Origin of the sequence: Pseudomonas brassicacearum, assembly GCF_003732265.1 — a bacterium.
Classification (GTDB): domain Bacteria; phylum Pseudomonadota; class Gammaproteobacteria; order Pseudomonadales; family Pseudomonadaceae; genus Aquipseudomonas; species Aquipseudomonas brassicacearum_D.
This window is the reverse complement of the sequence record NZ_MOBK01000006.1, coordinates 228480-251390: the sequence shown is the minus strand read 5'-3', so window position 1 is coordinate 251390 and position 22911 is coordinate 228480. Positions and strand designations below refer to the sequence as shown.

20 protein-coding genes and 2 tRNA genes are annotated in these 22911 nt (G+C 59.0%); 16 read left to right on the top strand and 6 right to left on the bottom strand.

Annotation, left to right across the window (positions count from 1 at the left end; all coding sequences use genetic code 11):
• Positions 1-151 precede the first annotated feature (151 nt).
• On the top strand, positions 152-361 hold the full coding sequence (locus tag BK660_RS13840) for a cold-shock protein (RefSeq protein ID WP_002554837.1): 210 nt from the start codon (positions 152-154) through the stop codon (positions 359-361).
• Positions 362-476: 115 nt separating this feature from the next.
• Here BK660_RS13840 and BK660_RS13835 read toward each other — a convergent pair whose 3' ends face one another.
• Positions 477-1484 carry a DUF481 domain-containing protein gene (locus BK660_RS13835; RefSeq protein WP_123433742.1) on the bottom strand — a complete coding sequence of 336 codons (1008 nt, stop codon included), beginning with the start codon at positions 1482-1484 and terminating at the stop codon, positions 477-479.
• Positions 1485-1621: 137 nt separating this feature from the next.
• Between BK660_RS13835 and BK660_RS13830 the strand changes: the two genes are divergently transcribed.
• The 4 genes from BK660_RS13830 (at position 1622) to BK660_RS13815 (ending at position 6423) form a co-directional block, all read left to right on the top strand.
• Entirely contained in the window at positions 1622-2002 is a 381-nt protein-coding gene (locus tag BK660_RS13830; protein ID WP_259698504.1) for an MGMT family protein, read from the top strand.
• Positions 2003-2046: 44 nt separating this feature from the next.
• Entirely contained in the window at positions 2047-3606 is a 1560-nt protein-coding gene (locus tag BK660_RS13825) for an AmpG family muropeptide MFS transporter (protein WP_123433740.1), read from the top strand.
• 130 nt (positions 3607-3736) lie between these two features.
• Positions 3737-5452, top strand: coding sequence for a proline--tRNA ligase (locus BK660_RS13820; protein WP_027925671.1), 1716 nt, complete (start codon positions 3737-3739; stop codon positions 5450-5452).
• Positions 5453-5469: 17 nt separating this feature from the next.
• Complete coding sequence (locus BK660_RS13815; RefSeq protein WP_123433739.1) at positions 5470-6423, top strand: hypothetical protein; 954 nt, start codon at positions 5470-5472, stop codon at positions 6421-6423.
• A gap of 129 nt (positions 6424-6552) precedes the next feature.
• Here BK660_RS13815 and dinB read toward each other — a convergent pair whose 3' ends face one another.
• Positions 6553-7614, bottom strand: coding sequence for a DNA polymerase IV (gene dinB / locus BK660_RS13810; protein WP_123433738.1), 1062 nt, complete (start codon positions 7612-7614; stop codon positions 6553-6555).
• A gap of 300 nt (positions 7615-7914) precedes the next feature.
• Here dinB and BK660_RS13805 point away from each other — a divergent pair.
• From BK660_RS13805 to BK660_RS13790, 4 genes are all read left to right on the top strand, one after another.
• A tRNA-OTHER gene (locus BK660_RS13805) sits at positions 7915-8016 on the top strand.
• A gap of 232 nt (positions 8017-8248) precedes the next feature.
• Positions 8249-8345, top strand: a tRNA-Met gene (locus BK660_RS13800).
• Between the two features lie 278 nt (positions 8346-8623).
• On the top strand, positions 8624-11266 hold the full coding sequence (gene mprF, locus BK660_RS13795) for a bifunctional lysylphosphatidylglycerol flippase/synthetase MprF (RefSeq protein WP_123433737.1): 2643 nt from the start codon (positions 8624-8626) through the stop codon (positions 11264-11266).
• Positions 11266-12564 carry a virulence factor family protein gene (locus BK660_RS13790; RefSeq protein ID WP_123433736.1) on the top strand — a complete coding sequence of 433 codons (1299 nt, stop codon included), beginning with the start codon at positions 11266-11268 and terminating at the stop codon, positions 12562-12564. The genes mprF and BK660_RS13790 overlap by 1 nt, the downstream gene beginning before the upstream one ends.
• A 389-nt stretch (positions 12565-12953) precedes the next feature.
• On the opposite strand, the gene BK660_RS13785 is transcribed toward BK660_RS13790, so the two are convergent.
• Both BK660_RS13785 and BK660_RS13780 read right to left on the bottom strand, forming a co-directional pair.
• Positions 12954-13241, bottom strand: a complete 288-nt coding sequence (locus tag BK660_RS13785) for a type II toxin-antitoxin system RelE family toxin (protein ID WP_038979200.1) — start codon at positions 13239-13241, stop codon at positions 12954-12956.
• An 11-nt stretch (positions 13242-13252) separates the two neighbouring features.
• Positions 13253-13543, bottom strand: coding sequence for a type II toxin-antitoxin system Phd/YefM family antitoxin (locus BK660_RS13780; RefSeq protein ID WP_123433735.1), 291 nt, complete (start codon positions 13541-13543; stop codon positions 13253-13255).
• A 524-nt stretch (positions 13544-14067) separates the two neighbouring features.
• Between BK660_RS13780 and BK660_RS13775 the strand changes: the two genes are divergently transcribed.
• Complete coding sequence (locus tag BK660_RS13775; RefSeq protein WP_123433734.1) at positions 14068-14394, top strand: DUF3077 domain-containing protein; 327 nt, start codon at positions 14068-14070, stop codon at positions 14392-14394.
• 190 nt (positions 14395-14584) lie between these two features.
• On the opposite strand, the gene BK660_RS13770 is transcribed toward BK660_RS13775, so the two are convergent.
• The gene (locus tag BK660_RS13770) at positions 14585-16486 is read right to left on the bottom strand and encodes a potassium transporter Kup (protein ID WP_123433733.1); all 1902 of its coding nucleotides are present in this window, start codon (positions 16484-16486) and stop codon (positions 14585-14587) included.
• A 288-nt stretch (positions 16487-16774) separates the two neighbouring features.
• Between BK660_RS13770 and rimO the strand changes: the two genes are divergently transcribed.
• From rimO to tsaA, 6 genes are all read left to right on the top strand, one after another.
• Entirely contained in the window at positions 16775-18112 is a 1338-nt protein-coding gene (gene rimO / locus BK660_RS13760) for a 30S ribosomal protein S12 methylthiotransferase RimO (protein ID WP_123433732.1), read from the top strand.
• Positions 18113-18225: 113 nt separating this feature from the next.
• Positions 18226-18699 (top strand): GNAT family N-acetyltransferase, encoded by a 474-nt coding sequence (locus tag BK660_RS13755; protein ID WP_123433731.1) that lies wholly within the window; start codon positions 18226-18228, stop codon positions 18697-18699.
• Positions 18700-18889: 190 nt separating this feature from the next.
• On the top strand, positions 18890-19600 hold the full coding sequence (locus BK660_RS13745; RefSeq protein ID WP_123433729.1) for an rRNA pseudouridine synthase: 711 nt from the start codon (positions 18890-18892) through the stop codon (positions 19598-19600).
• A gap of 76 nt (positions 19601-19676) precedes the next feature.
• On the top strand, positions 19677-20147 hold the full coding sequence (locus BK660_RS13740) for a YehS family protein (protein ID WP_008010137.1): 471 nt from the start codon (positions 19677-19679) through the stop codon (positions 20145-20147).
• A 135-nt stretch (positions 20148-20282) separates the two neighbouring features.
• Positions 20283-21053: an SDR family oxidoreductase gene (locus tag BK660_RS13735; RefSeq protein ID WP_123433728.1), complete on the top strand. Its 771-nt coding sequence runs from the start codon at positions 20283-20285 to the stop codon at positions 21051-21053.
• 161 nt (positions 21054-21214) lie between these two features.
• Positions 21215-21913 (top strand): tRNA (N6-threonylcarbamoyladenosine(37)-N6)-methyltransferase TrmO, encoded by a 699-nt coding sequence (gene tsaA / locus BK660_RS13730; protein WP_123433727.1) that lies wholly within the window; start codon positions 21215-21217, stop codon positions 21911-21913.
• 121 nt (positions 21914-22034) lie between these two features.
• Here tsaA and fpr read toward each other — a convergent pair whose 3' ends face one another.
• Positions 22035-22814 (bottom strand): ferredoxin-NADP reductase, encoded by a 780-nt coding sequence (fpr, locus tag BK660_RS13725; RefSeq protein WP_008054100.1) that lies wholly within the window; start codon positions 22812-22814, stop codon positions 22035-22037.
• Positions 22815-22911 lie beyond the last annotated feature (97 nt).

The following is a 22911-nucleotide window of genomic DNA, read 5'->3' as shown; positions in this document are numbered from 1 at the left end:
GCGCCACTGTGCTGCTTGTGTCACTGAGAATCTCTACACGATATGTTGAATTTCGATCCAACCATCTACAAGAATTTTTCCTGCTCTTTGCACTCAGTCTCGGCCAGGGTTCTTCCTGCGTCGCAGTTATCTTTGTTCAAGGAGTTACACCATGTCTAATCGCCAAACCGGTACCGTTAAGTGGTTCAACGATGAAAAAGGCTTCGGCTTCATCACTCCACAATCCGGTGACGACCTGTTCGTTCACTTCAAAGCTATCCAATCCGACGGCTTCAAAAGCCTGAAAGAAGGCCAACAGGTTTCTTTCATCGCTACCCGCGGTCAGAAAGGCATGCAAGCTGAAGAAGTTCAAGTTATCTAACTTGTACTTGCTTTAGTAAAAAGCCCCGCCCTTAAAAGCGGGGCTTTTTTGTGCCGGTATGTTTTTGCAGGCACAAAAAAATCGCAGCCCATGGCTGCGATTTTTATTTGGCGCTTTACCAGGCCACGCCAAACCCTGCGGTGTAGCGCGTCTTGTCCAGATCAGATTCATCGGTACCGCTGATGATATCCCGCTCCGCCTTCAGGTTCAGCGACGCCCACTCGGTCACCTTGTAGCGCAAGCCAATTTCGGAATCCAGGGCGTAGTCCGCCACGCCCGACAATGGCTTGCCAATCTCCCCATTGGTGAAGAACTCCACCTTCTTGCCGATCAGGTAGCGGTTGTAATCCCACTTCATCGCCAGGGAATAGAAGTTCTCCTTGCTGCCGTCGGTGAACTCGTAGTCCGTACGGTTGACCAACGAGCCCAGGGAGAATGCGCCCAGTTCGTTGTCCCAGAACTGGTAGCCCGGGCCGGTACCGACGGTGCGCTGACGGGACAGGTCTTCGACTTTGTCGCGCTTATAAACAGCCCGACCTTGCCAGAACCATTTTTCGGTCAGGAAGCGGTCGAGCGAGTATTCAGCCCGCCAGTTGTCAGTCGTTACGACGTCATCCTGGAATTCTCGGTTGTACTCGCCTTCTGCGATATGCCGCCATTTACCGTGGCGCGCCGTGGTCTTGAAGTCGATGTCGTAGTCGTCGGTGTCATTTTCCGCCCGCTGGTAATCCAGCGCGGCGTCGATATTGCCCTTCCACACCAAATCTTCCACCACCGGTTTGGGCTTGAGGATCTGCTGGATACTGGCCAGCTCGACCGTCTTCGGTGCCTCGCCATTTTGCAGCGTCACCTTGCCGTCGTCTGACGCATGCAGCGACTTGGCTTTCTCGCCGGTGTAGGCATCCTGCTTGACCAGCAACTCCTGATCACTCTCCAGGGTTTTGACCTGTTTCCAGTCGATCGGTACCGCACCGGCGTACTCGGTTTGAATCAGCAATTTGCCACCATCGAACAGCGTGATCTTGCCGCTCAGCTTGTCACCGTTCTTCAACCAGACGGTATCGGCGAGCAAAGGTGAGGAGGCACTGGCAACAGCGAGGCACAGCAAGGTTCTGGACAACATAAGCAAATACAGGCTCAAGATTGCGAAAAAAAGTCGGCATTATCCTCAGGGATAAAGCCATAGCAAGGACTGACCCGACTATTTCTATTGAGTTCATTTCTCAATCAGTGATCCACGACTTACTCTACAGACGGCAAATGCGACCTTCTCCAGGAACCCCGGACGTGACCGACCCAACCGTTGATACCGAAAGTCCGGCGCAAATCCGACGCACGGCGCTCTACCTGACCCTGGCACAAGTGCCCGAGGGCAAAGTGGTGAGCTATGGTCAATTGGCAGAACTGGCCGGACTCGGTCGTGCCGCCCGCTGGGTCGGACGCACACTGAGCCAATTGCCGGGTGATACGAAACTGCCTTGGCACCGGGTGCTGGGTGCCGGTGGTCGGATCAGCCTGCCGGTGGGCAGCCCTTCGGGGGATGAGCAGCGTGCGCGATTACGCGCTGAAGGCATCAGTGTCCTGAATAATCGTGTTGATATTCAGCGCCATGGCTGGCGTCCGGTAGAGCACAGCGGTTAGAGTGCGCCCTTTGTTTCCGTATTTCTTGAGGCAGACTCCAGCCCATGCCCCGTAAAACCTGGCGCGCCGCGCTCGCCGCCTATGCCAGCCCCTCGACGCTCGTGTTGTTGTTGCTTGGTTTCGCCGCCGGCCTGCCCTACATGCTGGTGTTTTCAACGCTTTCCGTCTGGCTTCGCGAGGCCGGTGTAGCCCGCGAAACCATTGGTTATGCAAGCCTGATCGGCCTGGCCTACGCCTTTAAATGGGTGTGGTCCCCGTTGCTGGACCAATGGCGCCTGCCATTTCTCGGCAAGCTGGGGCGGCGACGCTCGTGGCTGGTGCTATCGCAGGCGCTGGTGATCCTCGGCCTGATCGGCATGGGTTTTTGCGACCCACAAAAACATTTGTCCTGGTTGATCGCTATTGCGGTGGTCGTTGCGTTCGCTTCGGCGACACAAGACATCGCGGTAGACGCCTATCGCCTGGAAATCGCCGAAGACAGTCGCCAGGCCGCCCTCGCCGCCAGCTATATGTCCGGTTATCGGATCGCCGCGTTACTCGCGACCGCCGGCGCACTGTTCTTCGCCGAGGGCTTCGGCTCTACCGGTTTCAACTACCAGCATTCGGCCTGGGCCGGCACCTACGTGCTGTTCGGCGCCCTGATGATCCCGGCTCTGCTCACCTCGATATTCATGCGCGAACCGCCGGTGCCACTGCGCACCCAGCTTCAGGCCGGCCGCTACAGCTTTGTGCATCAACTGGCGTCGGTGTTTGTGCTGATCGTGCTGCTGGTGTCCGTGCCCGCCATGTTCACCCAGCTCTATAACACCGACTTCGCCAGCGTGCTGTTCGGCGGCGTAAGCCTGCTCGATCTGGTCCTCGAAGACCGGGCGCTGCTTCGGGCGATTCTCTACACCACGCTGACCGCCCTGTGCCTGTCGACCATGGGCCGTCGCGGCCTGGCGCCAGTGCTGACGCCGGTCAACGACTTCATTACACGCTACCGCTGGCAAGCGTTCCTGCTGCTGGGCCTGATCGCCACCTACCGCATGTCCGACACGGTCATGGGCGTCATGGCCAACGTGTTCTATATCGATCAGGGCTTCACCAAGGATCAGATTGCCGGTGTCAGTAAAATCTTCGGCCTGATCATGACCCTGGTTGGCGCCGGTATGGGCGGCCTGCTGATTGTGCGTTTCGGCATTCTGCCGATCCTGCTGATCGGCGGCATTGCGTCGGCCGGCACTAACCTGCTGTTCCTGATGCTCGCCGACATGGGCGCCAACCTGAACATGCTGATCGTCACCATTTCCCTGGACAACTTCAGTTCCGGCCTGGCGACCTCGGCGTTCGTTGCTTACCTGTCGAGCCTGACCAACCTCAAGTTTTCCGCCACCCAATACGCCCTGCTCAGCTCGATCATGCTGCTGCTGCCACGCCTGATCGGCGGCTATTCGGGGGTCATGGTCGAGAAATTCGGCTATCACAACTTCTTCCTGATCACCGCCCTGCTCGGCGTTCCGACACTGCTGCTGATCGCCCTGCACTGGTTCCAGGAGAGCCGTCGCGCGGGTCCGACGCCAACGCCGGAACCGGTGCCGACCCAGATTGTGGAAGAATCGTAGGAAGCATCGCAAAGGGCGGTGAGAATCCCGCCCTCGCGCCACACCACCGACCGCACGCCTGTACGCCAGCGGATCTCGCCCGTACAATGCTCCGTCATTTCTCGTCATCAGCAACCGACAACGGCCAACCATGCGCACCAGTCAATTTTTGCTCGCCACACAGAAAGAAACGCCTTCCGACGCGGTCGTGATCAGCCATCAGCTGATGCTGCGCGCCGGCATGATCCGCAAACTCGCCTCGGGCCTCTACACCTGGCTGCCGATGGGCTTGCGAGTCATGCGCAAGGTCGAAGCCGTCGTTCGTGAAGAAATGAACGCCGCGGGTTCTCTCGAAGTGTTGATGCCGAGCACACAACCGGCTGAGCTGTGGCAGGAATCCGGTCGCTGGGAAGAATACGGCCCGGAATTGCTGCGCTTCAAGGATCGTCATGGTCGCGATTTCTGCGCCGGCCCGACCCACGAAGAAGTCATCACCGATCTGATGCGCAACGAGTTGAGCAGCTACAAACAGCTGCCCATCAACCTGTACCAGATCCAGACCAAATTCCGTGATGAAATCCGCCCACGCTTCGGCTTGATGCGCGGCCGCGAATTCATCATGAAGGACGCCTACTCTTTCCACGCTGACCAGCCTTCGCTGCAAGTCACTTACGACCGCATGCACCAGGCGTACTGCAACGTGTTCACCCGTCTGGGCCTGAAGTTCCGCCCTGTAGAAGCCGACAACGGCTCCATCGGCGGTGCCGGTTCCCACGAGTTCCACGTACTGGCTGAATCCGGCGAAGACGACATCGTCTTCAGCAACGGTTCCGACTACGCGGCGAACATCGAGAAGGCCGAAGCCGTGCCGCGCGAAACATCGCGCCCAGCTCCGGCCGAAGAATTGCGTCTGGTCGATACGCCTGACACCAAGACCATCGCCGCGCTGGTGGAAAAATTCAATCTGCCGATTGAAAAGACCATCAAGACCCTGGTGGTTCACGCAGAAGAGAAAGGCAAGCTGATTGCCCTGATCATCCGTGGCGACCACGAGCTGAACGAAATCAAGGCCGCCAACCAGCCTGGCGTTGCCAGCCCGCTGGTGATGGCGTCCGAAAGCGAATTGCGCGACGCCATTGGCGCCGGCGCCGGTTCTCTCGGCCCGCTGAACCTGCCACTGCCAATCATCATCGACCGTTCCGTCGAGCTGATGAGCGACTTCGGCATCGGTGCCAACATCGACGACAAGCACTACTTCGGCGTCAACTGGGAGCGTGATCTGCCGGTTCCGACCGTTGCCGACCTGCGCAACGTGGTCGCTGGCGACCCAAGCCCGGATGGCAAGGGCACTCTGGAAATCAAGCGCGGCATCGAAGTCGGGCACATCTTCCAGCTGGGCAACAAGTACAGCAAGGCGATGAAGTGCGAAGTGCTGGGCGAGAACGGCAAGCCGGTCACCCTGGAAATGGGTTGCTACGGCATCGGCGTTTCCCGCGTGGTCGCGGCGGCCATCGAGCAGAACAACGACGCCAACGGCATCATCTGGAGTGACACGCTTGCGCCGTTCCAGGTTGCCCTGGTGCCATTGCGCTACGAAACCGAACAGGTTCGCGAAGCCACTGACAAGCTCTACGCGGAACTGACGGCTGCCGGCTTCGAAGTCCTGCTGGACGACCGCGACAAGAAAACCAGCCCGGGCATCAAGTTCGCGGACATGGAGCTGATCGGCATTCCTCACCGGATCGTGGTCAGTGACCGTGGCCTTGCCGAAGGCAATCTGGAATACAAGAGCCGCACCGAACCTGAAGCGCAAGCGCTGCCGGTCGCTGACGTGCTGTCTTTCCTCCAGGCTCGTATCCGCCGCTGACACCAGATAGAGAAGTCATGTTCAAGCGAAACACCTTAGGCCTCGGTGGTGCCGCCCTGTGCGGCACCCTGCTGGTCAGCGGCTGCGCCAATCACATGTCGCAACGCAGCGAGCACGAGGAACGTGTCGAGCGCAAATTGCTCGATCACAGCCTGCAGATCGATGTCGGCGAGCCCAAGGTGCTTGATCTGCCGCAACGTCGGGTGAAAATCCACGAGCAGAAGACCTTCGAAGTCACCGAATTCGAAGTCACGCGCCACTACGATCGCTACACGCCTTACCAACCCTGGCGGGAGGTCTATGAGATCCCGCTGGGTGCTGTGGCCGTCGTGGCCGGTGTCGGTGCGAACGTGGTCAACGTGTTTGCCCTCGGCAATCTGCCGGACAGCGTGACCAAGGATTGGCTGAGCTACGGTTTCGCCGGGCTTAACCCGTTCATGAACGTGCAGTCCCACGGTCGTGCGCAGCAAAACCTGGCCGGTATCGACGAGGTTCAGCGCGACAAACGCACCGAATACTCGAGCCTGCCCTGGAGCGAGCGTCCGGTGGTGGTCAAGGCCGGCAAGGAAACGTTCGAGCTGAGCACCGACAAAAATGGTGTTTTGCGCATCAACCTGCTGGACAGCCCGTTCGCCGAACATGACATCAATCATCTGAGTCGCCTGCTGATCAGCGTCGAAGATGTGCAGGACGATGTACATACCGACTCGTCCCTGGCGGTCAGCAGCTCTTTGCGTGGCAAGCTGCTCGAAGCCCACGGGCTGATTTATGACGACCTTGAAGACGACGAAGTGAGCCAGTGGGTACACCGGGTCAAGCGTCTGTCGGATCTGGGTCTGGAAGAAGAAGCCAGCGAACTGGAACAAAGCCTGATCGAACTGACGCGCAATGATCCTGAGTTGCAGACCGAATTCCTCAAGTCGTTGACCAAGGATGCCGGGCGTTTGGTAGCTGATCCCGGACCGAACTAAAAGCAAAAGCTAAAAGCTTCGCGAGCAAGCCCGCTCCCACACTTGATCTCCTTATGACGAAGGTCAAATGTGGGAGCGGGCTTGCTCGCGAAGGCGGTCTGACATTCACCGAGACATCAAAACCTGCCACTACCGCTCAAACAACTCCATCTGCTCAAACCCGCCCCGCAAATCCTCCAGCCTGACCCCAACCCCCAACAACCGCACCGGTTTCCCGCCGCGATTGAACGCTTGGGTCAACAACAGCTGATAACTCCCCAAATCCCGCCCTGCCCCGGCCTGCTCCAGGGTGGTCTGGGTAAAGTCATGGAATTTCACTTTGACGAACGGCTTGCCCGGCCGATAGCTGTTATCGATTCGCGCCATGCGACCCGCCAGGGTTTCCAGCAATTCGGGCAATTTATCCAGGCAGCTCACCAGGTCCGGCAAGTCTACGTCGTAGGTGTTTTCAACACTGATCGACTGCCGCCGACTGTCGTTGTGGACCAGACGATCATCTATCCCACGGGCCAGGCTCCAGAGTCGCTCACCAAAGCTGCCGAATTCGCGCACCAGCGCCAACTTGTCCCACTCGCGTAAATGCGAGCAATCGACAATGCCAAGCCTGCCCAGCTTATCGGCCGTGACTTTACCCACGCCGTGGAGCTTGCTGACGGGCAAGCCGCTGACAAAGTCTTCCACTTGATCCGGCGTGATGACGAACAGCCCGTTGGGCTTTTTCCAGTCGCTGGCGATTTTGGCCAGAAACTTGTTCGGCGCTACACCGGCCGACACGGTGATGTGCAATTGATTGGACACCCGCCGACGGATGTCCTGGGCGATACGCGTCGCGCTGCCACCGAAATGCGCGCTGTCCGACACATCGAGGTAGGCCTCATCGAGAGACAGCGGTTCGATCATGTCGGTGTAATCGCGAAAGATCGTGTGAATTTCCTTCGACGCTTCTCTATAGGCATCCATGCGAGGCTTGACGATGGTCAGGTCCGGGCACAGTTTCAACGCATGCCCGGAAGACATCGCTGAACGCACGCCATAGGCCCGCGCCTCATAGTTACAGGTCGCAATCACGCCCCGCCGATCCGCCGAACCACCCACTGCCAACGGTTTACCGGCCAGGCGCGGGTCGTCACGCATCTCGATGGCGGCGTAAAAGCAGTCACAATCGACGTGGATGATTTTTCGCTGAGTCATATAAAAGCGCGGTTCATGACGAAGAAAGGGCGCGTTGGCGTGTCGGATAAGCAGTATCTCACTGACACCTGTATATAGCACCAGTAGTCTGAATGTTCTTTTTCGCACGTAGGAAAGCACGTCGTACATTTATTTTATCAATCGACCGGGAGCAGCCAATAGAGCTGCAAGCCTTGCCGGGCGTGCCTTTCAGCCATTATCCAGGCTCTGCTTTCAACCTAAGCGGTTGAACAGGAACAGGTTTTTCCATAATTGGCGGTTGACACCCCGACGATCCTCTGTAGAATGCCGACACACAGACGCGGGATGGAGCAGTCTGGTAGCTCGTCGGGCTCATAACCCGAAGGTCGTCGGTGGCTCATAACCCGAAGGTCGTCGGTTCAAATCCGGCTCCCGCAACCAAACATCGAAAAAGGCTACTCGAAAGAGTGGCCTTTTTTGTGCGCGCCTGTTTTGCAGGTGCGAACATAAAAGTTGCACTTAAGGACGATGACGACCAGAAATGAGAAATCGTTCTGATTCCGAAACTTAGGTCTCCCCTGCAACCGTTCGCCGCTCATTTACGCTTATTTGACCTATATCGGGATTAACGGTTGACACCCCGCCGTTCGCCTGTAGAATGCCGCCACACAGACGCGGGATGGAGCAGTCTGGTAGCTCGTCGGGCTCATAACCCGAAGGTCGTCGGTATAACCCGAAGGTCGTCGGTTCAAATCCGGCTCCCGCAACCAAACATCAAAAAAGGCTACTCGAAAGAGTGGCCTTTTTTGTATCTGCAGAAAAAGTCCTTTCGCAACAATGATCTGTCACAGTGTCGTGAAGCGTCAGGGATCATCAGACTGTTGAGTTCAGACTATTCTGCAACTCAGGCAGCACCCTCTACGACTCATGACAGGCCATCGCCGCAAACCGGTGAGAGGCGTTAATATTCGTGATTATTTTTTTCTACAGGGATTGGTAACTTGGCTCGATACCTCCATCCTGTCGCGCACAATCCAAGAGGTGATTGATGCGCGCCAACTCGTCTGATCCACAAGACACCGTCACAGCGACACAACCGATCAAGGCCGGGCGTTTGCACCTGCTCGATCTGATCAGCAAATACCGTCAGCCCATTGGCCTGGCGGTCACGCTGCTGTTGTTCGCGATCGCGCTGATTGCCTGTCGTCATTTGTTGAGCGAACTCGACCTGTACGCTTTGCATGACTCGATTCTGGAAGTCCCGAAACCGGCACTGCTGGGCGCACTGGGTGCGACTATCGTCGGTTTCATCATTTTGCTCGGCTACGAATGGTCGGCCAGCCGCTATGCGGGGGTGACGCTGGCGCCGCGTATCCTCGCACTCGGCGGTTTCACTGCCTTTGCCATCGGCAACGCCATTGGCCTTTCGATGCTCTCGGGGGGCTCGGTTCGCTACCGTTTATATGCACGTCATGGTCTGGGGGCTTCAGAAGTCGCTCACATGACGTTGTTTGCCAGCCTCTCGCTCGGTTGCGCCCTGCCACCGCTGGCCGCGCTGGCGACCCTCAGTGACCTGCCGGCCGCCTCCACCGCCCTGGGTCTGTCCGAGACATTGCTCGGCGCGATTGCCGCTGCGGTCCTGCTGCTCTTTAGTGTGCTGGCCATCGGCATCTACCGCCGTCGTCTGCCGGAACAGCCGTCACCAGACAACCTGCTGGTCAAAGTCGGCCGCCGCACCCTGCGCCTGCCCGGTCGCCGCCTGACCTTCCTGCAACTGATCATCACCGCCCTGGACGTGGCAGCCGCCGCGACCGTGCTCTATCTGTTGCTGCCAGAAGCGCCACCCTTCGGCGCCTTCCTGTTGGTGTACTTGCTGGCACTGGCCGCTGGCGTGCTCAGCCACGTGCCGGGCGGGGTGGGCGTGTTCGAAGCGATCCTGCTGGCGGCCTTTGCCGATTCTCTCGGCGCGGCGCCACTGGCCGCCGCCCTGCTGCTGTATCGACTGATTTATGTAGTGCTGCCCCTGCTGGTCGCCTGCATCTTCCTGCTGATTAATGAAGGCCAGCGCCTGTTTCAGTCGCGCCAGTCCCTGCGCGCAGCGTCCGGTCTCGCCGCACCGATTCTCGCGGTGCTGGTGTTCCTGTCCGGCGTGGTGCTGCTGTTTTCCGGCGTGACCCCGGAAATTGACACCCGGCTGGAACACATCGGTTTCCTCATCCCGCATCGCTTGGTGGATGCCTCGCACTTTGGCGCCAGCTTGATTGGCGTGCTGTGCCTGTTGCTCGCGCAGGGCTTGCGTCGGCGCCTGTCTGCGGCCTGGATGCTGACCACCATTTTGCTGCTGGTCGGCGCCCTGCTCTCCCTGCTCAAGGGTTTTGACTGGGAAGAAGCCTGCCTGATGACCCTCATCGCCAGCTTGCTGGGGGTTTTCCGTCGCTCGTTCTATCGCCCGAGCCGCCTCACCGAACTGCCGTTCTCGCCGCTGTATCTGGTGTCCAGCCTGTGCGTGCTGGGTGCCTCGATCTGGCTGCTGCTGTTTGCGTATCAGGACGTTCCGTACAGCCATCAACTCTGGTGGCAGTTCACCCTCGATGCCGATGCCCCGCGTGGCTTGCGCTCGCTGCTGGGCGCCGCCGTGCTGCTGGTCGTGGTGTCCCTGACGTGGCTGCTGCGCACCGCCCGCCCGGTCATTCACTTGCCAACGCCCGATGAACTGGACCGCGCGGTAAAGATTCTCATGAGTTCCTCTCAACCGGATGGCGGCCTCGCCCTGACCGGTGACAAGGCGCTGCTGTTCCACCCTAACGACGAGGCGTTTCTGATGTACGCCCGCCGTGGGCGCAGCCTGGTGGCGCTGTACGACCCGATCGGCCCCACCCAGCAACGGGCGGAAATGATCTGGCAGTTCCGCGACCTCTGCGACGTCCACCACGCCCGCCCCGTGTTCTATCAGGTGCGTGCCGAGAACCTGCCGTACTACATGGACATCGGCCTGACCGCGATCAAGCTCGGCGAAGAAGCCCGGGTCGATCTGCATCGCTTTGATCTCGAAGCCAAGGGCAAAGAGATGAAAGACCTGCGCTACACCTGGAACCGCGGCACCCGCGATGGCTTGTCGCTGGAGATCTTTGAGCCGGGCCACGCGCCGATGGATGAGCTCAAGGTGATTTCCGATGCCTGGCTGACCGGCAAGAACGTGCGCGAGAAAGGCTTCTCGCTGGGGCGTTTCAGCGATGATTACCTCAAGCACTTCCGCATTGCCGTGATCCGTTTCGAAGATCGCCCGGTCGCGTTCGCCAACTTGCTCGAGACTTATGGCCATGACCTGGCCAGCCTCGACCTGATGCGTGCGCACCCGGACGCGCCCAAACTGACCATGGAGTTCATGATGGTCGGCCTGATTCAACATTATAAAAATCATGGATACGCGCGTTTCAGCCTGGGCATGGTGCCGCTGTCGGGGTTGCAACCCCGTCGTGGTGCACCGCTGACCCAGCGCCTGGGCTCGATGGTTTTCCGCCGTGGTGAGCAGCTCTACAACTTCCAAGGCTTGCGCCGCTTCAAAGACAAGTTCCAGCCTGACTGGGAACCCCGTTATATGGCCGTGCCCGCCGGACTCGATCCGCTGGTAGCCCTGGCCGATACTGCTGCCCTGATTGCGGGCGGCTTGACTGGATTGGTGAAACGCTGATGATTCAACGCTCCTTGCGGTACGTACTGGCCACACTGGTAGTGCTGGCCCTGATTCTCGGTGGCGGTTACTGGTACCTGAAACGCCCGGCACCGGCTCCGACGCTCGAACTGCTGACGCCGGCCGATGGCGCGGCGATGACCCGTGTGATTCCCGGCACTACGCCGAAAGCCCAGGTACTGGTGGCGGTCAATGAAGAGCAGAAGCTCAGCGACCAGCAGCTGATGACCCTGAGCCGCTCCAGTTCGGCGCAGATTGTCCAGGTGATCCTGCCCAAAGATTGCCTGCTGCAAAGCCGCGCCCTGCAATCGGGCCTGAGAGAACTCAAAGGCCCGGCGACCCTGGTCAGCGGCATCGGCCCTGGCGCCGTGCTGGCGTGGCGCTGGTTGTCCGAACAGAAGAGCGACAAGGCCCAGGCCGTTTCCGTCGACCTGGCCCTGGAAAAACCGGGCTGCACTCACCTGCTGCCGAAAAGCGCCTCCCACGGCCACTGGCTGGTGGCGTGGAACGACAACCCGGACGACACCAGCGCCGGCTTCGTGCGCGATCAACCCAACGCCGAAACCAGCATCAGCGACTACGACATCAACCTGCCGCAAGTGCTGAACAACGAACTGCGCAAGATCCTCGTCGGTGGCGACAAAGCCGCCGGTGGCCTGCAGATCCCTGTTGTTGAAGTACCGGCCGGCCAGGCCAAGGACACCGTCACCCTGTTCCTTTCCGGCGACGGCGGCTGGCGTGACCTTGACCGTGACGTAGCGGGCGAGATGGCCAAGATCGGTTACCCGGTGGTCGGCATCGACACCCTGCGCTACTACTGGCAGCACAAGAGCCCGGAGCAAAGCGCCCTGGACCTCGCCGAACTGATGCAGCACTACCGGCAGAAATGGGGCACCAAGCGCTTCATCCTGACCGGTTACTCGTTCGGCGCTGACGTACTGCCGGCGATCTACAACCGCCTGGCCGAATCGGAACAGCAACGCATCGACGCCATCATCCTCCTGGCCTTCGCCCGCACCGGCAGCTTCGAAATCGAAGTCGAAGGCTGGCTCGGCAACGCCGGCAAAGAAGCCGCCACCGGCCCGGAAATGGCCAAGCTGCCACCGGAAAAAGTGGTGTGCATCTACGGTGAAGAAGAAGTCGACGAAAGCGGCTGCACCGACAAGACCGCCGTGGGTGAGGCGATGAAACTGCCTGGCGGCCACCACTTCGACGAGAACTACCCGGCGCTGGCCCAGCGAATAGTGGACATCATCGTCAAGCGACAGGCCAAGGAAGACGCGACGGCGCAGGAGTGATCTGAGCGTCGCCACGAAAAAGCCCCCGCAGCTGTTTGGTTGCGGGGGCTTTTTTACATGTGCAAACGTGAAGTGCTTTCAGCTAGTAGACGGTATGTCGAACTCGACCTCGACTCCATTTTCCTAAATGTCTTGACTCTTCATCAAGCTAGAAAGTCCAAGTGTCCACATTCCATAAAACGTGGACACTTTTGTTATTGGAAAAATCGAGCCGTCAACACCGTTCAATAGATCCTGACCTCTCGACCGAACCAAACAAAGACCGAATCAGAAGAAAAACTGCCCCAGAGCAAGTAACACCGCTCCCACATTGAGTCTCCGTCGTCTTCAAGTTATGTGTTCGGACACAAAAAAGCCCCCGCTACCTTCACGGCAACGGAGGCTTCTACTTATAGGCGACGCTCTGCGGCGTCATAGACCTCTTCATCACGTCGGGCTCCGACTGCGACGATCAGTACCTGAATGGCCTTGCCATCGACTCGATAAACAATTCGTGTGTCGCCTGTACGGATCCGTCTGCAACCTGCAAGACTGGCTCTTAGGGGCTTGCCGCTCTTATCTGGCTCACCATTGATAATCCGCTCTTCGATCACATCAAGAATGCGGTTCGCCGCCACAGCTCCCAGCAGATCCAGATCCTTCTGAACCTCCGGATGATAGATAACGCCCCAAACCATCCACAGCTCCTTTAGTCTTTCTTGGCGTACCGCGCCCGCATATCGTCGTGGCTGACAACCTTGGCCTGATCAAAACCGATCAGTCGCTCTCGAGCCGCCGCTTCAACCCGAAGGTCCTCGAGCTCGTCGAGCATTTCCTGATACGCATCGACATTGATAATGACCGCTGCGGGTTGGTTGTCTTTGAAAATGACCAGTCGTTCAGTGGCTCGGCTGGAAATCTCCTTTAGCCTCGCACTGAACCCCCTGACCATTGCAGTCACCGAAATTGCTTGGTCAGCACGCTCCAGTAATGCCGTCATACTCACCTCTCTACACAATCATGCAAATTTGAACACACAGTTCTACGCAGAGTATTGCGTTGAATTAGACATACAGCAAGCTGCAAAAAATGCGAGTTTCTCATCCAGCGTTTTTCACCCTGAGAAAAAGTGAGCCGAAGGACGTGTAAACGCTCCCGCCGTGTTTAGTTTCGTTTACTTCTGATGTCGCAATATCAGATGACGCCCGCAGACCTTGTAGGCAAACTCCGAATCTCGCGTTTGGGCACTTTGCCGCCTTGTTGCGCTTTTCTTTGACGGGATAGTCTGGGGACGTCGCTGCAGATGCAGTGATCGGGTGTGGTAACCCGGCAAAGCAAAGTGCAACAGCGTTCCCAACACGATTTCATGCGTTTTCGCCTGTAATCCAGTGTCATGGCGGCTGTGCGTGGGAGACCTTCGGGTCTGCCGGTTCCTTTGCTCTTCCGGTTTACCACCCTGCGTACAGCTGCCACCCATTCGTGTGGTAACGAACGTGGCAGCTCCTCGTTTTAAGGAGCGAAACAATGAGCAAAACAGATCCGTCCGCGATTTCAGATTTAAAAACCATCGGCTTCACCCCCCTCATCTACTGCTCGGATCAAGCGCTATTCAACGTCCGCGCCGGCGTCCCCATCGTTGATGCCTTGTCACAAGCCTCTGACCTGCTATTCCTTGGCAAATCATTCGCCGAGGATGCTGCCTACGCAAGAGACACCGACCGCCATGCCTGGGCCGCGCATTACCTGACGGCGATGGGTAAGGCAGTGATTGATGATGTGCTGAAGGTCCTGACCCCGCGGCCAGCCCGGACAAAAACCGAGTCCGAAGAAGAACTGCCCCAAAGCAAATAACACCGCAAATCCAATGTGGGAGCGGGCTTGCTCGCGAAGGCGGTATCTCAGTCAATACATACAGTGACTGACACACCGCCTTCGCGAGCAAGCCCGCTCCCACATTGAGTCTCCGTCGTCTTCAAGTTATGTGTTCGGACACAAAAAAGCCCCCGCCACCTTCACGGCAACGGGGGCTTTTTGTTGGGGCTTACATTTCTACCTGAGTACCCAGCTCAATCACCCGGTTCAACGGCAGATTAAAGAAGCGCAAATTGCCATTGGCATTCTTCAACATGAACGCAAACAACCCTTCTCGCCAACGGGCCATGCCTTCCAGCTTGGAGGCTATCACCGTCTCGCGGCTGAGGAAGTAGGTGGTGCGCATCGGGCTGAAGTCCAGGTCATCGAGATGACACAGTTTCAGCGCTTGCGGTACGTCAGGTTCGTCGACGAAGCCGAAGTGCAGGATCACCCGGAAGAACCCTTCACCGTAGGCATCGACTTCGAAGCGGCGGGTCGGCGGTACGCGCGGGATGTCTTCGTAGACCACGGTCAGCAGCACCACTTGCTCGTGCAACACCTGGTTATGCAGCAGGTTGTGCAACAGCGCGTGCGGTACCGCGTCAGGGCGTGCGGTCAGGAACACGGCGGTGCCCTGCACGCGATGCGGCGGTTGCACCGCGATACTGCTGATGAAAATCGGCAGGGGCAGGCCACCTTCGTCCATACGCTCGACCAGCAGTTGCTTGCCGCGTTTCCAGGTGGTCATCAGCACGAACAGCGCGATACCGGCGATCACCGGGAAGGCGCCGCCCTGGACGATCTTCGGCACGTTGGCGGCGAAGTACAGGCCGTCCACCAGCAGGAAGCCGATTAACACTGGCACAGCAAGAAGCGGTGGCCATTTCCACAGCAGCAATATCACCGCCGACACCAGGATAGTGGTCATCAGCATGGTGCCAGTCACCGCCACACCATAGGCCGAGGCCAGCGCGCCGGAGGATTCGAAACCCAACACCAGAAGAATCACGCCGACCATCAGCGCCCAGTTCACCGCGCCAATGTAGATCTGGCCTTGTTCGGCGCTGGAGGTGTGCTGAATGTGCATACGTGGAATGTAACCGAGCTGAATCGCCTGACGAGTCAGGGAGAACGCACCGGAAATGACCGCTTGCGAGGCAATCACCGTGGCCAGGGTCGACAGCCCGACCAACGGAATCAACGCCCAGCTTGGTGCCAACAGGTAGAACGGGTTACGAGCGGCTTCCGGATCACCCAGCAGCAGCGCGCCTTGGCCGAAGTAGTTCAGCACCAGCGCCGGCAGCACGAGGATGAACCAGGCGCGGGCAATCGGCTTGCGGCCGAAGTGGCCCATGTCGGCGTACAGCGCTTCGGCGCCGGTCAATGCCAGCACGACCGCGCCGAGGATCGCCACGCCCATGCCCGGGTGCTGGGTGAAGAAACGCACGCCCCAGACCGGGTTCAGCGCTTGCAACACCTCTGGGTGCTGCATGATCCCGTAGACGCCCAGCGCCCCCAGCACCACAAACCAGGTGACCATGATCGGCCCGAACAGAATGCCGATTCGCGCCGTACCGTGGCTCTGGATCAGGAACAGCGCCACCAGCACGACCAACGACAGCGGGACCACCCAGTGATCGATGCCATCGAACGCCAGCCCGAGACCTTCAATCGCCGAGAGGACGGAAATCGCCGGGGTGATCATGCTGTCGCCGTAGAACAGCGCCGCACCGATCAGTCCGCAGACCACCAGCAACGCTCGCAACTTGGGATACCCCGACGCCGCCCGTCTGGCCAACGCCGTCAGGGCCATGATCCCCCCCTCGCCCTGGTTGTCGGCGCGCAGCACGAACATCATGTACTTGATCGAGACGACCCAGACCAGCGACCAGAAGATCAGCGCCAGTATTCCCAGCACGCCGTCATGGTTGACCGGCACGCCGTAGCCGCCGGAAAACACTTCTTTGAGGGTGTACAACGGGCTTGTGCCGATATCGCCGTAAACCACCCCGACCGCCGCCACCAGCATGCCGATCGGCTTCGCCGCCGAATGCCCGGCGCTCGCTGCCTGACTACTTGCCTGACCCATCCACCACTCCTACTACCCAGAACGGACTTCTTTGGAAGAAGCACTATGCTTTGCCACGCAGCATGCGCTGTTTTACTTCAGGTTACAGACGATATGTTGACTGTAAATATTTGGTAAAGCCTAACGGCGCGAAGCATAGCGCAGCACTCGTCGTATTTCCCTGCATAAAGCTGGTCAAGTGAACGACTGATCGCTAGAATTGCGCACTTTTTGATCAGAGGCGCAGAAAAGCGCCCGTTTGTCGCCTTGCCGACTCGGCTGGAGGCGTCACAAATACCGAGGTTAGACATGTCCACCACTCCTGCGCCGGCCAATCCAAAGGTTGGCTTCGTATCCCTGGGTTGCCCCAAAGCACTGGTCGACTCCGAGCGCATCCTTACCCAGCTGCGCATGGAAGGCTATGACGTTGTGTCCACTTACGAGGACGCCGACGTCGTGGTGGTCAACACCTGCGGTTTCATCGACTCGGCCAAGGCTGAGTCGCTGGAAGTGATCGGCGAAGCCATCAAGGAAAACGGCAAGGTCATCGTGACCGGCTGCATGGGCGTCGAAGAAGGCAACATTCGCAAGGTGCACCCGAGCGTTCTGGCCGTGACCGGTCCGCAGCAGTACGAGCAAGTGGTCAATGCTGTGCACGACGCCGTGCCGCCGCGTCAGGATCACAACCCGCTGATCGACCTGGTGCCGCCGCAAGGCATCAAGCTGACCCCGCGCCACTACGCCTACCTGAAGATTTCCGAAGGCTGCAACCACAGCTGCAGCTTCTGCATCATCCCCTCGATGCGCGGCAAACTGGTCAGCCGTCCGGTCGGTGACGTGCTCGACGAAGCCCAGCGCCTGGTCAAGGCCGGCGTCAAAGAGCTGTTGGTGATTTCGCAAGACACCAGCGCTTACGGCGTCGATGTGAAATACCGCACCGGTTTCTGGAACGGCGCGCCGGTGAAAACCCGCATGACCGAACTCTGCGAAGCCCTCAGCTCCCTCGGCGTCTGGGTTCGCCTGCACTACGTTTACCCGTACCCGCACGTCGACGAGCTGATCCCGTTGATGGCCGCCGGCAAGATCCTGCCGTACCTGGACATCCCGTTCCAGCACGCCAGCCCGAAAGTCCTGAAAGCCATGAAACGCCCGGCCTTCGAAGACAAGACCCTGGCGCGCATCAAGAACTGGCGCGTGATCTGCCCGGACCTGATCATCCGTTCGACCTTCATCGTCGGCTTCCCTGGCGAAACCGAAGAAGACTTCCAGTACCTGCTGGACTGGCTGACCGAAGCGCAACTCGATCGCGTCGGCTGCTTCCAGTACTCGCCCGTCGAAGGCGCCCCGGCCAACCTGTTGGACGCGGCCATCGTGCCGGACGACGTCAAGCAAGACCGTTGGGACCGCTTCATGGCGCACCAGCAAGCGATCAGCTCGGCGCGTCTGCAACTGCGCATCGGCCGTGAAATCGAAGTGTTGGTGGACGAAGTCGACGAGCAAGGCGCGGTTGGCCGTTGCTTCTTCGACGCCCCGGAAATCGACGGTAACGTGTTCATCGACAACGGCAGCAACTTGAAGCCGGGCGACAAAGTCTGGTGCAAAGTGACCGACGCCGACGAATACGACCTGTGGGCTGAACAGATCTAAACGCAAAAAATACGAAAAGCCCCGCTCTCTTGACGAGATGCGGGGCTTTTTTACGTCTATCGTTTTGTGTGAGAAAGGACTCGCACACTCCACTGCATATAGGGCATCCGGCCATGCGCCATCATTCGGTCATCCACACCCCGAAACACAGTGATTACGAAGAACTCACCCGAGTCTGGGAAGACTCGGTGCGCGCCACCCACGATTTTCTGCCGAACAGTTACATCCTGTTGCTCAAGGACCTGGTGCTGACGCGCTACCTCGATGCGGTGATGCTGATTTGCACCAAAGACCCGCGCCAGCGCATCACCGGGTTCGCCGGGGTGGCGGCCGGCAAGATCGAAATGCTCTTCATCGATCCGGCCCACCGCGGCCAGGGCCTGGGCAAACAGTTGCTACGCTATGCCATGGAGCACATGAATGCCGACGAACTGGACGTCAACGAACAGAACCCGCAAGCGCTGGGGTTTTACTTCAAACAAGGCTTCGAAGTGATTGGCCGTTCCGAGTTCGACGGCATGGGGCAGCCTTATCCGCTGTTGCACATGCGTTTGCGCCAAAATCAGCAGAATTCGCGGCATGGCTGACACAACCCAGAACAAGTGTGGGAGCGGGCTTGCTCGCGAAAGGGCCATCAGTTTCAACATCAATGCTGACTGAAAAACCGCTTTCGCGAGCAAGCCCGCTCCCACAAAAAGCCGAACCTCGCAAATGGAGCCGGGATTAACCGGCGCCAGGCAGGTACAATGCCCACCCCTTTTTTGTTACGGCCCTGTCATGACTGACCCGATTCGTCTCTCCAAACGCCTCATCGAACTCGTCGGCTGTTCCCGTCGGGAGGCTGAGCTGTTCATCGAGGGCGGCTGGGTGACCGTGGACGGTGAAGTCATCGACGAGCCGCAATTCAAGGTCGGCACGCAAAAAGTCGAACTCGATCCCGAAGCCAAGGCCACTGCGCCAGAGCCGGTGACTATCCTCTTGAACGTGCCCGTGGGCATGGACGCGGACACCGCCATGGCCACCCTGAGCGCCGAGACCCTGAGCAAAGAACACCGCTTCAGCAAACGTCCGCTCAAGGGCCATTTCCTGCGCCTGACCGCCAGCACCGACCTGCAGGCCAACGCCAGCGGTTTGCTGGTGTTCACCCAGGACTGGAAGATTCTGCGCAAACTCGCGGCCGATGCCAGCAAGATCGAGCAAGAGTATGTGGTCGAGGTTGAAGGCGACATGGTGGCTCACGGCCTCAACCGCCTGAACCACGGCCTGACGTACAAGGGCAAGGAACTGCCACCGGTCAAAGCCAGCTGGCAGAACGAAAACCGCCTGCGCTTTGCGATGAAGAACCCGCAACCGGGCGTGATCGCCCTGTTTTGCCAGGCCGTCGGCCTGAAGGTCGTCGCCATCCGCCGTATCCGCATCGGCGGCGTGTCCATCGGCAAAGTGCCGCTGGGACAATGGCGCTACCTGTCCGGCAAAGAGAAGTTCTAAGGCTTCTCCCGCCGCCACACATTCCGGCGCCGCTGTTTGCTGCGGCGCCCACTGCTGAATATCAGGATTGCACACCATGATTCATAACGACGTATTGCGCAGCGTTCGCTACATGCTGGACATCAGCGACAAGAAAGTCATCGAGATCATCAAGCTCGGCGGCATGGACGTGTCCATGGAAGACCTGCTGACGTACCTCGACAAGAAAGAAGAAGACGAAGAAGGTTTCGTCCGCTGCCCGGATGAAGTCATGGCGCACTTCCTCGATGGCCTGGTGATCTTCAAGCGCGGCAAGGACGAAAGCCGTCCGCCGCAGCCGATCGAAGTCCCGGTGACCAACAACATCATCCTGAAGAAGCTGCGCGTGGCCTTCGAATTGAAAGAAGACGACATGCACGCGATCCTCAAGGCTGCCGAGTTCCCGGTGTCCAAGCCGGAGCTGAGCGCGCTGTTCCGCAAGTTCGGCCACACCAACTACCGCACCTGTGGCGACCAGTTGCTGCGCAACTTCCTCAAAGGCCTGACCCTGCGCGTTCGCCCGCAGTAAGCGCCTGCCAGCCTTGAGTCGCACCCAGCGGCTCAAGGCCAGGCTGTATGGCCCCCCATTCCTCGCAAAAATAGTGGCTCCGCTGACGGCGGCTGACGACTAGGGTGTATTAACCCTCAGCGCTCAGGATTTGCCATGCACCCGTACTTTTCCCTGCAAGGCCGCACCGCACTCGTGACCGGCGGCACCCGTGGTATCGGCAAAATGATCGCCAAGGCTTATGTCGAAGCCGGCGCCACTGTGTACGTCTGCGCCCGGGATGCTGAAGCCTGCCGGCAAACGGCAGACGAGTTGAGCGCATTCGGACGCTGCCAGGGTCTAGCGGCCAACCTGGCCACCGAAGAAGGCGTGCTTCAACTGGCCACGCGCCTGGGCGAGCAGATCACCCATCTGGATATTCTGGTGAACAACGCCGGCACCACCTGGGGCGCTCCGCTCGAAAGCTATCCGGTCAAAGGCTGGGAAAAGGTCATGCAGCTCAACGTGACGTCGGTATTCAACTGCATTCAGCAGTTTTTGCCGCTGTTGCGCAAAGCCGGCTCCGGAGCCAATCCGGCGCGGATCATCAACATCGGCTCGGTGGCCGGGATTTCGTCCTTTGGTGAGCAGGCGTATGCCTACGGGCCGAGTAAAGCGGCCCTGCACCAATTGTCGCGGATTCTGGCGCGAGAGCTGGTGAGCCAGCACATCAACGTCAACGTGATTGCGCCGGGGCGTTTCCCGAGCAAGATGACCCAGCACATTGGCAATGATGAACAGGCGCTGGCGCAGGATACGGCGCTGATACCGATGAAGCGTTGGGGCCGGGAGGAAGAGATGGCGGCGCTGGCGATCAGTCTGGCGAGTACGGCGGGGGCGTATATGACCGGGAATGTTATTCCTTTGGATGGTGGGTTTAGTCTTTAGATCGGCGGCGCGGCCATCGCGGGCAAGCCACGCTCCCACAGGGGAATGCATTTCAAACCGTGGGAGCGTAGCTTGCCCGCGATGGCGGACTGACAGGCACCACCGATCCTTTGACCGCTCGGGTTATCATGCCCACCCTGCCCCCGCCTCGACCCCAGACCATGACCTACAGCGTTTCTCCCATCGGCTTCGTGCGCTCCTGCTTCAAGGAGAAATTCGCCATCCCGCGCCAGCCGCAACTGGCCCCGGCCGCTCGCGGTGTTCTGGAATTGGTTGCGCCGTTCGATCAAGGTGATGCAGTGCAAGGCCTGGAACAGGTCAGTCACGTCTGGCTGCTGTTCCTGTTCCATCAGGCCCTGGAAGAAAAACCGCGCTTGAAAGTCCGCCCGCCGCGCCTGGGCGGCAACAAATCCATGGGCGTATTTGCCACCCGCGCCACGCACCGGCCCAACGGCATCGGTCAATCCGTGGTCAAGCTGGACAAGGTCGAAGCCAATCGCCTGTGGATATCCGGTATCGACTTGCTGGACGGCACGCCGATTCTCGACATCAAACCCTACGTGCCTTATGCCGACATCATCGACAGCGCCTCCAACAGCATCGCCAGCGCCGCGCCGCAGCTGATTCCCGTGCAGTGGACGGATACCGCGCTGCAACAGGCTCATGGCCATGCTCAGCGCCTTGAAGAGCCGCTGGTGGCGTTGATCGAGCAATGTCTGGCACAAGACCCACGCCCGGCGTACCAGATTCCTACGCCCGAGCGCGAATATGGCGCGCAGTTCTGGGACTTGGATGTGCGTTGGCATTATCCCGAGGCCGGGGTTATCCGCGTTCTCGAAGTCATCCCCGCGAATACCTGAGCACCAGAAACAACTGTGGGAGCGAGCCTGCTCGCGAAGGGGCCGTGTCAGTCCACATTAAGTTGACTGTCACACCGCTTTCGCGAGCAGGCTCGCTCCCACAGGGAAGCAGAGCGTTTGTTTACTTCTCGACGAACGCTCGCTCGATCAGGTAATCACCCGGCTCGCGCATCCGCGGCGACACTTTCAGGCCGAAGCTGTTCAGCACTTCGCTGGTCTCGTCGAGCATGCTCGGGCTGCCGCACAGCATGGCGCGGTCGTCCTGCGGGTTGATCGGTGGCAGACCGATGTCGCTGAACAGCTTGCCGCTGCGCATCAGGTCGGTCAGGCGACCTTCGTTCTCGAACGGCTCGCGGGTCACAGTCGGGTAGTAGATCAACTTGTCACGCAGGGCATCGCCGAAGAACTCGTTCTGCGGCAGGTGCTCGGTGATGAACTCGCGGTAAGCGACTTCGTTGACGTAACGTACGCCGTGGCACAGGATCACTTTTTCGAAACGCTCGTAGGTTTCCGGGTCCTGGATGACGCTCATGAACGGCGCCAGACCGGTACCGGTGCTGAGCAGGTACAAATGTTTGCCAGGCTTCAAGTCATCCAGCACCAGGGTACCGGTAGGCTTCTTGCTGATGATGATCTCGTCGCCTTCCTTCAGATGCTGCAACTGGGAAGTCAGCGGGCCATCAGGCACTTTGATGCTGAAGAACTCGAGATGCTCTTCCCAGTTCGGGCTGGCAATCGAGTAAGCGCGCATAAGCGGGCGGCCGTTGGGCTGTTGCAGGCCGATCATCACGAACTGACCGTTCTCGAAGCGCAGGCCCGGATCGCGGGTGCACTTGAAGCTGAACAGAGTGTCGTTCCAGTGATGAACACTGAGGACACGCTCGTGGTTCATGTTGCTCATGTACGTGGGACTCCTGGAGATTTTGCCTGCGCCGATGATGTGCGCAATTGCATCGCATTCTAAAGGCAGAGACAATATCTGTTAAATGGATTATTAA